The sequence below is a fragment of the Hamadaea sp. NPDC051192 genome (genome assembly GCF_040682475.1).
GTDB classification, from domain to species: domain Bacteria; phylum Actinomycetota; class Actinomycetes; order Mycobacteriales; family Micromonosporaceae; genus Hamadaea; species Hamadaea flava.
Genome location: NZ_JBFBAZ010000077.1, coordinates 23849 through 37472, shown reverse-complemented (window position 1 = coordinate 37472; position 13624 = coordinate 23849). Strand labels below are relative to the sequence as shown.

13 protein-coding genes are annotated in these 13624 nt (G+C 69.3%); 11 read left to right on the top strand and 2 right to left on the bottom strand.

Annotated elements, in window-relative coordinates; all coding sequences use genetic code 11:
- Positions 1-158: 158 nt before the first annotated feature.
- From AB0M47_RS27310 to ispG, 4 genes are read left to right on the top strand one after another with little or no spacing between them, the layout of a single operon-like run.
- Entirely contained in the window at positions 159-716 is a 558-nt protein-coding gene (locus AB0M47_RS27310; RefSeq protein ID WP_363419029.1) for a GNAT family N-acetyltransferase, read from the top strand.
- Between the two features lie 45 nt (positions 717-761).
- Positions 762-1943 (top strand): 1-deoxy-D-xylulose-5-phosphate reductoisomerase, encoded by a 1182-nt coding sequence (dxr, locus tag AB0M47_RS27305; RefSeq protein ID WP_363419037.1) that lies wholly within the window; start codon positions 762-764, stop codon positions 1941-1943.
- A complete protein-coding gene (locus AB0M47_RS27300; RefSeq protein ID WP_363419027.1) occupies positions 1940-3181 on the top strand; it encodes a site-2 protease family protein in 1242 nt (413 codons plus the stop codon). Before dxr ends, AB0M47_RS27300 begins: the two co-directional genes overlap by 4 nt.
- Before the next feature lie 7 nt (positions 3182-3188).
- Positions 3189-4358 carry a flavodoxin-dependent (E)-4-hydroxy-3-methylbut-2-enyl-diphosphate synthase gene (gene ispG, locus AB0M47_RS27295; RefSeq protein ID WP_363419025.1) on the top strand — a complete coding sequence of 390 codons (1170 nt, stop codon included), beginning with the start codon at positions 3189-3191 and terminating at the stop codon, positions 4356-4358.
- A 192-nt stretch (positions 4359-4550) separates the two neighbouring features.
- Here the strand turns inward: ispG and AB0M47_RS27290 are convergent, their stop codons facing one another.
- On the bottom strand, positions 4551-5051 hold the full coding sequence (locus tag AB0M47_RS27290) for a PadR family transcriptional regulator (RefSeq protein WP_363419035.1): 501 nt from the start codon (positions 5049-5051) through the stop codon (positions 4551-4553).
- A 211-nt stretch (positions 5052-5262) separates the two neighbouring features.
- On the opposite strand from AB0M47_RS27290, the gene AB0M47_RS27285 reads away from it, so the two are divergent.
- The 5 genes from AB0M47_RS27285 (at position 5263) to AB0M47_RS27265 (ending at position 9426) form a co-directional block, all read left to right on the top strand.
- The gene (locus tag AB0M47_RS27285) at positions 5263-6099 is read left to right on the top strand and encodes a GNAT family N-acetyltransferase (protein WP_363419023.1); all 837 of its coding nucleotides are present in this window, start codon (positions 5263-5265) and stop codon (positions 6097-6099) included.
- A 125-nt stretch (positions 6100-6224) separates the two neighbouring features.
- Positions 6225-6758 (top strand): hypothetical protein, encoded by a 534-nt coding sequence (locus AB0M47_RS27280; protein WP_363419021.1) that lies wholly within the window; start codon positions 6225-6227, stop codon positions 6756-6758.
- A gap of 181 nt (positions 6759-6939) precedes the next feature.
- A complete protein-coding gene (locus AB0M47_RS27275; RefSeq protein ID WP_363419019.1) occupies positions 6940-7842 on the top strand; it encodes an ATP-binding cassette domain-containing protein in 903 nt (300 codons plus the stop codon).
- Positions 7839-8621, top strand: a complete 783-nt coding sequence (locus AB0M47_RS27270; RefSeq protein ID WP_363419017.1) for an ABC-2 family transporter protein — start codon at positions 7839-7841, stop codon at positions 8619-8621. Before AB0M47_RS27275 ends, AB0M47_RS27270 begins: the two co-directional genes overlap by 4 nt.
- The gene (locus tag AB0M47_RS27265) at positions 8611-9426 is read left to right on the top strand and encodes an ABC-2 family transporter protein (RefSeq protein ID WP_363419015.1); all 816 of its coding nucleotides are present in this window, start codon (positions 8611-8613) and stop codon (positions 9424-9426) included. Before AB0M47_RS27270 ends, AB0M47_RS27265 begins: the two co-directional genes overlap by 11 nt.
- A gap of 161 nt (positions 9427-9587) precedes the next feature.
- Here the strand turns inward: AB0M47_RS27265 and AB0M47_RS27260 are convergent, their stop codons facing one another.
- Positions 9588-10760, bottom strand: a complete 1173-nt coding sequence (locus AB0M47_RS27260; RefSeq protein ID WP_363419013.1) for an FAD-dependent oxidoreductase — start codon at positions 10758-10760, stop codon at positions 9588-9590.
- 106 nt (positions 10761-10866) lie between these two features.
- On the opposite strand from AB0M47_RS27260, the gene AB0M47_RS27255 reads away from it, so the two are divergent.
- Together AB0M47_RS27255 and AB0M47_RS27250 are read left to right on the top strand one after the other, a co-directional pair.
- Complete coding sequence (locus AB0M47_RS27255) at positions 10867-12213, top strand: glutamine synthetase family protein (protein ID WP_363419011.1); 1347 nt, start codon at positions 10867-10869, stop codon at positions 12211-12213.
- A gap of 5 nt (positions 12214-12218) precedes the next feature.
- Positions 12219-13556: an aldehyde dehydrogenase family protein gene (locus AB0M47_RS27250; protein ID WP_363419033.1), complete on the top strand. Its 1338-nt coding sequence runs from the start codon at positions 12219-12221 to the stop codon at positions 13554-13556.
- Positions 13557-13624 lie beyond the last annotated feature (68 nt).

Here is a 13624-nt window from a genome sequence, read left to right as displayed (position 1 = left end):
GTCTCCTTCCGAGCCGTTCTCTACGTCCGGCTGCTCACCCCGGTTGAGCGCGCCCCCGCCCCGTTGATCATGGAGTTAACTGTCGTCTCGACGGTGTGTCGTGACCGGAAATTCCATGATCAACGGGGCGAAGTGTGGAGGACGGTTACCGTTGCCGGGTGATTTTCGAGACCGAGCGCCTGATCGTCCGGGAATGGCGCGATACCCCCGCCGATCTCGACCGGGTCTTCCAGATCTACCGGCACTCCGAGGTCACCCGCTGGATCGGGATGGATCAGCCGTTGCAGAGCCCTGACGAGGCGCGGACGGTCATGGCTCGGTGGCAGGCCCGCTACGAGAAGAACGAGCACAAGTACGGCCCCTGGGCGATGGAGGTCAAGGCGACCGGGGTCGTCGCCGGGACGGTGCTGCTCGGGCCGCTGCCCGAACCGTCCGACGGGACCGAGAGCCGGGGCGAGATCGAGGTCGGCTGGCATCTGCACCCGGACTCCTGGGGCCACGGGTACGCGACCGAGGCGGCGACCGGCGCAGTGGACCTGGCGCTGAACCGGTACCGCGTCGCGGAGGTGTACGCGGTGGCGTACCCCACGAACGAGCGATCGATCGCCGTGATGCGGCGGCTGGGCATGTCCCCCCGGGGATTGACTACTCGCTGGTATGGCCGTGAAGCGCAGTGTTACGTCACTCTGCCGAGGCAGCGGGCCGGATCGAATTGATCTTGAACAGGTAGACTTGGGCGCGTGAGCGAACCCCGCGCCATCGTGCTGCTCGGCTCGACCGGATCGATCGGCACGCAGGCGATCGACATCGTCCGGGCGAACCCGGATCGCTTCCGGGTGGCCGGGATCGGGGCCGGCGGCGGCAACGTCGAGCTGCTGGCCGCGCAGGCGTTGTCGCTGGAGGTCGAGGTCGTCGGGGTCGCGCGCGCGAGCGCCGTCCAGGACCTGCAGCTCGCCTTCTATGCCGAGGCGGCCCGGCGAGGCTACGCCACCGGCGAGTTCAAGATCCCGAAGATCCTCGCCGGTCCGCAGGCCATGGCCGAGCTGGCCGAATGGCCCTGCGACGTGGTGCTCAACGGAGTCGTCGGCTCGCTGGGACTCGCTCCGACGCTGGCCGCGCTGCGGTCTGGTCGCGTACTCGCGCTGGCCAACAAGGAGTCGCTCGTGGCCGGCGGGCCCCTGGTGCGCAAGGTCGCGCGGGCCGGGCAGATCGTGCCCGTGGACAGTGAGCATTCCGCGCTGGCCCAGTGTCTGCTGGCCGGGGACCGGGGCGAGGTTCGGAAGCTGATCCTGACCGCGAGCGGGGGAGCGTTCCGCGACCGCCGCCGGGCCGAGCTGGTGGACGTCACCTACGAAGAGGCGCTCAAGCACCCGACCTGGGACATGGGTCCGGTCGTCACGATCAACTCCGCCACCCTGGTCAACAAGGCGCTGGAGGTGATCGAGGCGCACGAGCTGTTCGACGTGAGCTACGACGACATCGACGTCACCGTGCACCCGCAGTCGGTGATCCACTCCCTCGTCGAGTACGCCGACGGCTCGACGATCGCCCAGGCGAGCCCGCCGGACATGCACCTGCCCATCGCGCTGGCCCTCGACTGGCCGCACCGGGTGCCCGGCGCGGCCGCCCCGGTGGACTGGACGATGGCGCACAACTGGGAGTTCCGGCCCCTGGACACCGAGGCCTTCCCCGCGATCGAGCTGGCCAAGCAGGCCGGCCGAACCGGCCGCTGCCGGCCGGCGATCTTCAACGCCGCCAACGAGGAGTGCGTCGCAGCCTTCTCACAGGGACGACTGCCATTCTTGGCGATCGTGGACACGGTCGCCCAGGTCCTCAGCGACGCCCCGGAACTCGACGAACCGGGTACCGTCGAGGACGTGCTCGCCGCCGAAGAGTGGGCGCGGACTCGGGCGACCGAGCTGATCGTCGGGAAGGTTTCTTGATGCTGATTCTGGGGATCGCCCTCGGCGCCTTGGCCATCCTGGTCTCGGTCTCGTTGCACGAGGCCGGGCACATGTTGACGGCCAAGATGTTCGGGATGAAGGTCACCCGCTACTTCATCGGTTTCGGCCCGACGCTGTGGTCGTTCCGGAGGGGCGAGACCGAGTACGGGATCAAGGGCATCCCGCTCGGCGGATTCGTCAAGATCACCGGCATGACTCCGCAGGAGGAGGACGCCGACGACCCGCGCGCGATGTGGCGTTACCCGGTCTGGAAGCGGACCATCGTCATGGTCGCCGGCTCGGTCGTGCACTTCCTCCTGGCGTTCCTGATCTTCTGGCTCGTCGCCGCCAACTTCTCCCTCACCAATCCGGACAATCCGGGCCCGGCCGCGACCGACGTCTCCAAGGCTCCGGCGTACCTGACGGTCGCGAGCTGCGTGCCGAAGGACCTCACCTCCGGCGACTGCACCACCACCGACGGGCCGGCCCTCGCGGCGGGTCTGAAGGACGGCGACCTGATCACGGCGGTCGGCACGACGCAGGTGGCGAACTACGCCGACCTGGTCACCGCCATCCGCGCGCTGACCCCGGGTACGCCCACCCCCATCACCTACGTCCGCGACGGGCAGACCAGCACGGCGACGGTGACCCCGGTCGAGGCCCAGCGGCCGCCGATCGACAACACCGACGGCGAGGTCAAGAAGGTCGCGGCGATCGGCGTCGGACTGGGCTACGACCCCAGCAAGCCGAAGACCGTGGAATACAACGCGATCGAGGCGTTGCCGGTGGCCGGCGACCAGATGGGCGCGGCCGCCACCGGCGTCGTCACCTCGATCAAGAACCTGCCGAACAAGATCCCCGGCCTGATCGACGCGATCGGCGGCGGTCAGCGCGACGCCGACAGCCCGGTCAGCGTGGTCGGCGCCAGCCGGCTCACCGGTGAGGCGATCGAGCGGGGCTTCTGGGAGATCGCCCTGCTGATCATCGCCGGGCTGAACTTCTTCGTCGGCGTCTTCAACCTGTTGCCGCTGTTGCCGCTGGACGGCGGTCACATCGCGATCGCGTGGTTCGAGCGCGCGCGGTCGTGGATCTACGCCCGGCTCGGCAAGCGTGACCCAGGTCGCGTGGACTACTACAAGCTCATGCCCCTGACGTACGCCGTAATCTTGGTGTTCGGTGCGTTCACCCTGCTGACCGTCACCGCTGACGTCGTCAATCCCATCACGATCTTCAAGTGAGAGAGCTGTGACCGCGATCAACCTCGGTATGCCGGCAACTCCTCCGCCCGCCCTAGCTCCCCGTCGCCAGAGCCGTCAGATCATGGTCGGCTCGGTGCCGGTCGGCGGCGGCGCGCCGGTCAGCGTCCAGTCCATGACGACGACGCTGACCGCCGACGTCAACGCCACCCTGCAGCAGATCGCCCAGCTGACGGCGAGCGGCTGCCAGATCGTCCGGGTCGCGGTGCCCAGCCAGGACGACGTCGAGGCGCTCCCCGCGATCGCCAAGAAGTCGCAGATCCCGGTCATCGCCGACATCCACTTCCAGCCGAAATACGTGTTCGCCGCGATCGACGCGGGCTGCGCCGCCGTACGCGTGAATCCGGGCAACATCCGGCAGTTCGACGACAAGGTGAAGGAGATCGCCAAGGCGGCCTCCGACGCGGGCGTGCCGATCCGGATCGGCGTGAACGCCGGGTCCCTCGACAAGCGGCTGTTGGAGAAGTACGGCAAGGCCACCGCTGAGGCCCTGGTCGAGAGCGCGCTCTGGGAGTGCTCGCTGTTCGAGGAGCACGGCTTCCGCGACATCAAGATCAGCGTCAAGCACAACGACCCGGTCGTCATGATCCGGGCGTACCGGCAGCTGGCCGAGCAGTGCGACTATCCGCTGCACCTCGGCGTGACCGAGGCCGGCCCGGCGTTCCAGGGCACGATCAAGTCCGCGGTCGCCTTCGGCGCCCTGCTCGCCGAGGGCGTCGGCGACACGATCCGGGTCTCCCTGTCGGCTCCGCCGGTCGAGGAGGTCAAGGTCGGCCACGCCATCCTGGAGTCGCTCGGCCTGAAGGAGCGCGGCCTGGAGATCGTCTCCTGCCCCTCCTGCGGCCGTGCCCAGGTCGACGTCTACACGCTGGCCGAGCAGGTCACCGCCGCGCTCGAAGGCTTCCCCGCGCCGCTGCGCGTCGCCGTCATGGGCTGCGTCGTGAACGGTCCGGGCGAGGCCCGGGAGGCCGACCTCGGCGTCGCGTCCGGCAACGGCAAGGGCCAGATCTTCGTCAAGGGCGAGGTCATCAAGACCGTGCCGGAGTCGCAGATCGTCGAGACCCTGGTCGAGGAGGCGCTCAAGCTCTCCGTCCAGATGGGCGTAGAACTTCCCGACGAGCTCCGCGAACTGGCTGGCCCCCTCGTCACCGTCCACTGACCTGAGGGCGGCTCGACGCCACACGAAACGCGCAGTAAAAGGCCCCGCTCATCCCGAGCGGGGCCTTTTCATATTCCTCGCCATGAGGGCGAGCGCCATTTGGTTCCTGGCAAGGCGCACGACGCCGCCGTTGCCTCGGGGCAACAAGGTGGCGAGCAACGCCGCCAGGGGCCAAATGGCGCCGGCCTCAGGTCACTCCTCGGCGAGGATTGCGTAGAGCTTGCGACGTGTGTCGTTCAGGATCTCCAGGGCGCGGGCGCGCTGTTCCGGCGTACCGGTCGCGCCGACCTGGTGGAGCGCCTGCATGATGCCGAAGCCGGCCTGGCGGAAGTCCTGGGCCTCGTTGACCTCGTCCGCCGTGAACTCCTGCCACGGGGCGCGGTTGGGCTCGGCTTCGGCCGCCGCGCGGCCCGCCTCGGTGAGCGCGTAGCTCTTGCGCCCGGTGGACTCGGTCGCCTCGATCAGGCCTTCGTCCTCCAGCAGCTGCAACGTCGGGTAGACCGACCCGGGGGACGGCCGCCAGACGCCGCCGGTGCGGCTCTCCAGCTCGGAGATCATCTCGTAGCCGTGCATCGGGCGCTCGGCCAGCAGGCCCAGGATCGCGGCGCGGACGTTGCCGCGTCGGCCCCGGCCTCGGCCCCCGCCGCGGCGTCCGTGCGGTCCCGGCCCGAATCCGGGGCCGAAGCCCGGCATGGGCGGGAAGCCCGGCCGTCCGCCGAAGGCGAACTGTCGATGCTCATGGTCGTGATGCGCTTGGCGAAGCCGGTCGCGCAGGTCGTGAGGGATGCGGTTCCTCATCTCGGTTCTCCTATCGTAGTTCTATCACCGATGCGTTAACGATATATCGGAAACTGATCGGCCGCAAGTGGTCGCGCGAACCTTCACGTTCTGGCAGGCTGGAGACGTGCTCACGAAGTCGGCGGTCCGGCAGCTCGGCGAAGCCGAGAGGCCGGAGATTGAGCGGCTGCTCACCACGGATCCCTACGTCACCGCTCAGGTATGGGAGCGGATCGCCGCGCGCGGGCTCGGCTGGTGGCGTTCCGACGGCCGGATCTACGGCTACGGTCCGCGGGGTCGCCTCGAATCCATCTGCTGGCTGGGTACCCAGCTCACGCCGGTCGCAGCCACGGGCGACGCGATCGTCGCCTTCGCCGACGTACTCGGGCGCCTCGGGCGTACCTGCACGAGCATCGTCGGCCAGCGCGATCAGGTGATCGATCTCTGGGACCGGCTCACGCCCCGCTGGGGGCGGGCTCGCGACGTCCGCGCGGTGCAGCCACTGCTGGTCGCTTCCCGTCCCGCGCCGGTTCCGGCCGATCCAGGGGTACGCCTCATGCAGCCGGACGAGATCGACGTCCTCTTCCCGGCGGCGGTCGCGATGTATACCGAGGAGGTCGGGGTCTCTCCGTTGGACGGTGGCCGGGGCTACCGTCACCGGGTCGCGGAGCTGGTCAAGTCCGGCCGGGCTTACGCGAAGGTCGTGGACGGGCGAGTGGTGTTCAAGGCCGACCTCGCGGTGATCACTCCACATACGGCACAGGTGCAGGGCGTCTGGGTGGACCCGCAATGGCGGGGGCGGGGCATCGCGACGGCTGGGATGGCGGCCGTGGTCGACGACGCGCTGCGGCGGGTCGCCCCGACGGTGAGCCTCTACGTCAACGACTACAACGTGCCGGCCCGGCGGGCGTACCAGACGTGTGGATTCCAGCAGGTGGCGGAGCTGGCCACGGTCCTCTTCTGAGGACGGCCGGATCGAATCGCGCCACGCCGATCCTCGCGCATTTCGCTACTTTTCGCGTATGAGCGACTACGTTGCGCAACGATAGAGGGGCAAGCAGGTTACTGGCGCAGAGGTGTGTGGGCCCGATGGGGCGGATCGAGAAGAAGCTCTCCGACAGCACCACTAAGTACTACTGGTATCCCGGAGAGAAGCAGGAATGGATCCGTGCCGCGGTGGCGGTCGGGGTCGGCGCCGCCGTCGCGGCCTTGCTGATGCTGATGACCCACAACAGCGTGGCGGCCGTGGTCGTCGGAACCTCGGCGACCCTGGCGATGGCCGGTTTCAACTTCGGGCGGCGTGACTCGAAGGCGTTGGCCGGTTTCCTGGGCATGGCGGACAAGGCCGCCCGCCGGGCCGCGATCGGCCACACCGGCCGGGCCGCCTGGCGTGGTCTCGTGATGGGCGTCGGCAGCGCCGCGGCCGCGGTCCTCGTCATCAACCTGAGCCCGGAGGGCTGGCTCTACGACTGGCTGCTACCGGTCGTCCCAGCCGTGGTGTGCGCCGTCGCGCGGCAGATCGGTCTGGTGTGGGAGAAGCTCGGTACCACCGTGGCGACCAAGGGCCCCGCCGCCGAACCCGCGAAAGCGACGCCGCCGAAGGCCGTGCCCAGCGACGGTTAGTTGTGATGAAGCGCTCCCATAAAACCGGTTGGGCCGGTCGGGAACCCGGTGGGAACATCCTCGGGTGGCGCTGCTCGAAGCTCATGACCTGACGAAGACCTTCCGTCGGCCCGAGAAGGATCCGGGTCTGCGCGGTTCGGTCAAGCACTTATTCCAACGCAGATACAGCACCAAAACGGCCGTGGGCGGAGTCGATCTGTCCATTGAGGCCGGCGAGGCTGTCGCGTACGTCGGCCCGAACGGGGCCGGCAAGTCCACCACCATCAAACTGCTCACCGGCATCGTCGAACCGACCACCGGCGAGGTGCGCATCGGCGGCCTCGTCCCGCACCGCAACCGGGTGGCCAACTCCCGCCAGATCGGCGTGCTGTTCGGCCAGCGTACGCAGTTGTGGTGGGACCTGCCCGTCCGGGAATCCCTGGCGCTCCTCCGCGACATGTACGACATGAAGCCGGATCGTTTTCGCGCTCAGTTGAAGCGCTTCGACGAAGTGCTCGGCCTGGACGAACTGCTGCCGGTGGTGGCCCGCAAGTTGTCGCTCGGCCAGCGGATGCGTGCCGACCTGGCCTGCGCCCTGCTGCATTCCCCGAGGATCGTCTTCCTCGACGAGCCGACGATCGGCCTCGACATCTCGGTCAAGGACCGGGTCCGGGAGTTCCTGCGGCAGCTCAAGGCGGACGGCACGACCATCATGCTGACCACCCACGACCTCGGCGACATCGAGGACACCTGCGAGCGCATCGTCATCATCGACGACGGCCGGATCATCTACGACGGCTCGCTGGCTGAGGTCAAGGACCAGTACGCCCGCGAGCGCCGGGTGCATCTGCAACTGGGCTCGGAGCTGACCGTCGCCGAGCTGGCCGACCGGTTCCCTCAGGCGACCGTCACCGCCGGAGCCGAGGGGCGCCGGGAGTTCACCGTCGCCTTCGACAAGGCGGAGCTGACCGCCGGAGCGGTGCTCGCCGGGGTCGCCCAGATCGCCGAGGTGCTCGAAGTGAAGATCGACGAACCCGCGATCGAAGACGTGGTCCGCAAGGTCTACGCCGGTGAGCTGCTCCTCGCCGACCGGAGTACGCCATGAGGGCGTACCTGACGATGGCGCGCAACTCGATGCGCAGCACCTTCGCCTTCCGGACGGCGTTCCTGATGGCGGCCGTGGCGGCGTGTTTCCAGCTCGTCGCGACCGTCGCGTTGTGGAGCGCCCTGCTGTCCAACGGCGGCAGCATCGGCGGCTTCACCCTGCCGGAGATGAAGGCGTACCTGCTCGTCGGGTATGTCACCGGCTGGCTGGGCAACGCGATCGGGGAGTGGACGCTGGCCAACCGCATCCGCGACGGTCAGGTGGCGCTGGACCTGGTGAAGCCGATCGAGACCCAGAAGATGATGTTCGCCCAGGTCCTCGGCGGGCTGCCGATGGAACTGATCATGATCGTCACGGTCGGCGCCGGCTTCGTCCTGGTGGCCGGGCCGATGCCGGGTCCCAGTGACCTTCCGCTGCTCCTGCTGAGCCTGCTGTTCGTGATGCCGATCCGGTTCTGCATCGGGTTCCTCACGACGCAGCTCGTCTTCTGGACGCAGAACTTCCACGGTGTCGCCTGGGCCCGGAACGCGATCGGAGCGGTGCTCTCCGGCTCGCTCGTCCCGCTGTCGCTCATGCCCGGCTGGCTCCAGGTGACCGCGGGGGTGCTGCCGTTCGCCAGCCTCACCTCGACGCCGGCGCTGATCTACCTCGGCAAGGTCTCCACCTCGACGGCGTACCTGCTGATCGGGGTGCAGGCGTTCTGGGTCGTGGCCCTCTGGTTCCTCGCCCGCGTGGCGTTCCGCGCGGCCTCCCGGCAGGTGACCGTCCATGGTGGCTGAATCTCTGACATCGCTACGCCGGAACACCCGGCTCTATCGCCGAAGCCTGGGCGCGGTCGTCCGGGCGGTCCTGGAGTACGTCTCCGACTTCTGGATCCTCATCGCCGCCGGGATCGTGACCCAGTCCCTGGGACTCGTCTTCCTCAGCGTCGTCATGGCCCAGGTGCCCCACCTCAACGGCTGGTCCTACCCGGAGATGGTGCTCATCTACGCGCTCGCCGGGGTCAGCTCCGGGATCGTGCCGGTCGTGTCGGACGGGATCTGGCAGCTCGCCGGCTTCATCCACAACGGCCAGCTCGACTACGCGCTGACCCGGCCCTACCCGCCGCTCCTGCAGGTCATGAGCGCCTGGGTGGGGTTCAACGGGGTGGGCGACCTCGTCGCCTCGCTGGCCATGCTGACCTGGGCGCTGCTCCGGGTCGACGTGCACTGGACCCCGCTGAACATCCTGATCATGCTGGTGCTGATGCTCAGCGGGATCGCGTTACGGCTGGCGCTGTGCGTCGTGGCGAACACCGTCTCGTTCTGGCTGCGGATGCCGATGCCGATGTTCGCGATGACCGCGTGGCAGGTCGGCGAGCTGGCCCGCTATCCGCTCGGCATCTACGGCTTCGGCCTGCGATTCCTGCTGGGGGCGGCGGCCCCGTTCGCCTTCGCCGGGTTCTTCCCGGCAGCCTGGCTGCTCGACCGCGGCGGGTACGCCTGGCTCGGCATCCTCACCCCAGTAGTGGCCGCCGCCTGGTGGTTCTTCGCCATCCGCCTCTTCCGCCGCGGCCTCAAACGCTACGAAAGCGCCGGCCACTAACCCCGAGAGGGGCCGCTATTCGGCCCCTGGCGGCGTTGCTCGCCACCTTGTTGCCCCCAGGCAACGGCGGTGTCGTGCGCCTTGCCAGGAACCAAATATCGGCCCCTCTTATCCCTGGTGAGGTAAGAGCAAAGATCAAGATCCAGCGCCAGCGAAAGGGGTCAGGTGCGGAGGCGGGCGAAGGCGTCTACGGCGCGGGTGGTGGTCCAGTGCCGGTTGTGCGCGAACGGGCCGAACCGCTGCGGGCCGAGGGAGCGTACGTCCACTTCGGCGGAGCCGGACGTGATCAGCTCGGCGACCGCCTTGCCGACGCCGCCCGCGAGCGCCATGCCGTGCAGGCTCATCCCGGCGGCGGCCCAGAGGCCCGGCACGTCGGTCTGGCCGACGAGCGGTTCGCCGTCCGGGGTGAACGCCTCCGGCCCGCAGATCACCTTGATGATCTCGGGCAGGTCCCGGATCCGGGCCGACGCGGCGGCGATCAGTTCGTCGATCGGCGCGGGTGTCGCCTGCGTACGCGATTCGGCCAGCGGCGGAGCCCCGTTGAGCGGCCAGGCCGGGACCGGAGCCGACGGGTACGCCCCCAGGATCAGCCCGCCACCGGCACCGCGCAGGTAGAGGTTGCGGTCGGGGTCCCGCACGGTCGGCAGGGTGTCCGGGTCGAGCGGCGGATCGAACGGGGCGGTGACGGCGTACTGGTGGTTGACCGGCGCGACGGGCACGGTCGCCCCGACGAAATGGCCCAGATGCGCCGACGCGGCTCCGGCGGCCAGCACGACGGTGCCCGTCTTCAGGTCGCCCTCGGCGGTCCGTACGCCGGAGACGCGTTTGTTCGAGAGCGTCAGCCCGGTCACGCGTACGCCGGTGCGGATGGTCACGCCGAGCGCGGTCGCGGCGGCGGCGAGCGCGGCGGGGAGGTCTTTCGGCCGGACGAAGCCGTCATCCGGAGTCCAGCCGACCGCCAGCACGCCCTTGTCGTTCAGCAGCGCCGGCAGCGATTCCGGCGACCGGATCTCCAGTCCGGCGGCCCGCAACTGCTCGACGCGCTCCGGCGTGCCGGCGAGCCGGAGACCGCCGACCGGCCGCCAACCCGGATCGAGTCCCGTCTCGGCGCGCAGCCGATCGGCGAGCGCGGGCAGGTAGCCGACCAGGGCGCGGGTGGCGGGCGAGCCGCGAAGTGGGGTGACGAATCCGGCGGAGTGCCAGGTCGTCCCGTCGGTGAGCTGGTGCTGTTCGAGCAGCGTGATCTCCGTCCACCCCAGACTCGCCAGGTGGTACGCGACGGAGCAGCCGACGATGCCGCCCCCGATCACTACGGCACGGGTCTCGATCGTCACCCAGAGAGATCTATCAAAGCGTACGCCGACACGCCAGACGTCGAGCGGTGCGACTGTTGACGATCGATCGGCTGACCGGTAGATCTGACGTGTGAACGAGGCACCGATGAGCATCGAGGCGTTACGGGTCGCGATCGCCGCCGAGACGGTCGATACGGTGCTCCTCGCGCTGACCGACATGCAGGGCCGCTTACAGGGCAAACGGTTGTACGCGCCGTTCTTCCTCGACGAGGTGCTCGCCCACGGCAGCGAAGCCTGCAACTACCTGCTCGCCGTCGACGTGGAGATGAACACCGTCTCCGGGTACGCCGTCTCCGGCTGGGAGCAGGGCTACGGCGACTTCGCGATGATCCCCGACATGAGTACGCTGCGCCGCCTGCCGTGGCAGCCGGGCACCGCCCTCGTCCTCGCCGACCTCGCCTGGCTCGACGGTAAGCCGGTCGCCGAGTCGCCACGGCAGATCCTGCGCCGCCAGCTCGACCTGCTGGAGTCCGAGCACGGGCTGACCGCGTACGTGGGGACCGAGCTGGAGTTCGTGGCGCACAAGGAGTCCTATGAGGACGCCCAGCGCCGGGACTACCGGGCGCTGACCCCGGTCAACGGCTACAACGTCGACTACTCCGTGCTCGGCACCGCCCGGGTCGAGCCGTTGCTGCGCCGCATCCGCCAAGAGATGGCGGGCGCCGGGCTCTATCCCGAGAGCGCCAAGGGCGAGTGCAACCTGGGCCAGCACGAGATCGCGTTCCGCTACGACCAGGCGCTCACGACGGCGGACAACCACTCCGTCTACAAGAACGGGGCCAAGGAGATCGCCGCCCAGGAGGGCTGCTCGATCACGTTCATGGCCAAACCGAACGCGCGCGAGGGCAATTCGTGCCACGTGCACTTCTCTCTGCGTACAAGTCGGGGAGAGCCGGTGATGAGCGGATCCGACGGCGCGTTGTCGCAGCTGGGCACCCACGTGCTCGCGGGCATGCTGGCGGCGACCCGCGATCTGTCGCTGTTCCTCGCGCCGAACGTCAACTCCTACAAGCGATTCCAGCCTGGGTCGTTCGCGCCGACCGCGCTGCGCTGGGGCCGCGACAACCGCACCTGCGCGTTGCGGCTGGTGGGGCACGGTCCGTCGCTGCGGGTCGAGCATCGCGTCCCGGGCGCGGACGTGAATCCCTATCTCGCGATCGCCGCGCTGGTCGCGGCCGCGCGGCACGGGCTGTCCGCGAAACTCGAGCTCGAGCCCGAATTCACGACCAACGCGTACGCGGACAGCAGCGCTCCCCGAGTCCCCGCTACCCTGCGCGAAGCGCTGTCGGCGTGGCGGGAGTCGGCGCTCGTGCCCGGCTTCTTCGGTTCGGCGGTGGCTGATCACTACGCGCGGGCGGCGGAGGTCGAGATCGAGGCGTTCGACGCGGCCGTGACCGACTGGGAGCTGCGACGGGGGTACGAACGACTGTGAAGATTCTGAATCCGGCGACCGGGCTGCCGGTGGGCGAGGTGACCCCGACGCCGATCGAGGGCGTGGACGACGCCGTCGCCGCGGCCCGGACGGTGTTCCCGGCGTGGGCCGCGGTGTCGCCGGGGGATCGGGCGAAGCTCCTGCGTCGCTTCGCAACCGTGGTCGACGAGCACCGGGCGGAGCTGGCCGAGCTGAGCGTGGCCGAGGCCGGGCACCCGATCTCGCTGGCTCGCTGGGAGGCCGAGCACGTCCGGGACGTGCTGAACTACTTCGCGGGCGCCCCGGAGCGGCTGCTAGGCGCGCAGATCCCCGTGGCGGGCGGCGTCACGGTGACGTTCCACGAGCCGCTGGGCGTGGTCGGCGTGATCGTCCCGTGGAACTATCCGATGCCGATCGCCGCGTGGAGTTTCGCGCCCGCGCTCGCGGCGGGCAACGCGGTGCTGCTCAAACCGGCTGAAGCGACTCCGCTGACCGCGCTACGCCTGGCCGAGCTGGCCGTCCGCGCCGGGCTGCCGGAGGGCGTCTTCACGGTGCTGCCCGGGGAGGGTCCGGTCGCCGGAGCGCGGCTGGTCGAGCATCCGGACGTCGCGAAGATCGGCTTCACCGGATCGACCGCGGTCGGCAAGCAGATCATGGCGACCTGCGCTCAGCAGGTGAAACGCGTGACGCTGGAGCTGGGCGGGAAGTCGGCCAACATCGTGTTCGCCGACGCGGACCTCGAACGGGCGGCCGCGACGGCGCCCGAATCGGTCTTCGACAACTCCGGGCAGGACTGCTGCGCCCGGTCACGGCTACTGGTCCAGCGCGAGGTCTACGACGAGTTCCTGGCGTTGCTCGAACCGGCCGTCGCCGCCTGGCGGGTCGGCGACCCGAACCGCGAGGACACCCAGATGGGACCGCTGATCTCGGCGGCCCACAGTGCCCGCGTAGCGTCCTATGTAGATGAGGCTGAGGTGCTGTTCCGGGGCTCGGCCCCCGGCGGCGACGGCTTCTGGTACGCCCCGGCCGTGCTGGCCCCGGGCAGCCCCGACGCGCGCGTCTGGCGCGAGGAGGTCTTCGGCCCGGTGCTGAGCGTGCTCCCGTTCGACGACGAGGCGGAGGCGATCCGGCTGGCCAACGACACCGACTACGGGTTGTCCGGCTCGGTCTGGACTCGGGACCTCGGGCGGGCCCTACGGGTGTCACGAGGAGTGCAGACGGGCAACCTGAGCGTCAACTCTCACTCCAGCGTGCGCTACTGGACCCCGTTCGGCGGAATGAAGCAGTCGGGGCTCGGCCGCGAACTGGGCCCAGACGCACCCCTATCCTTCACCGAACTCAAGACCGTCTTCTTCGCCCACTGACCCACCCACCCACCCACCCACCCACCCACCCGCCCCGCCCCGCCCCGTTGATCATGGAGTTAACCGTG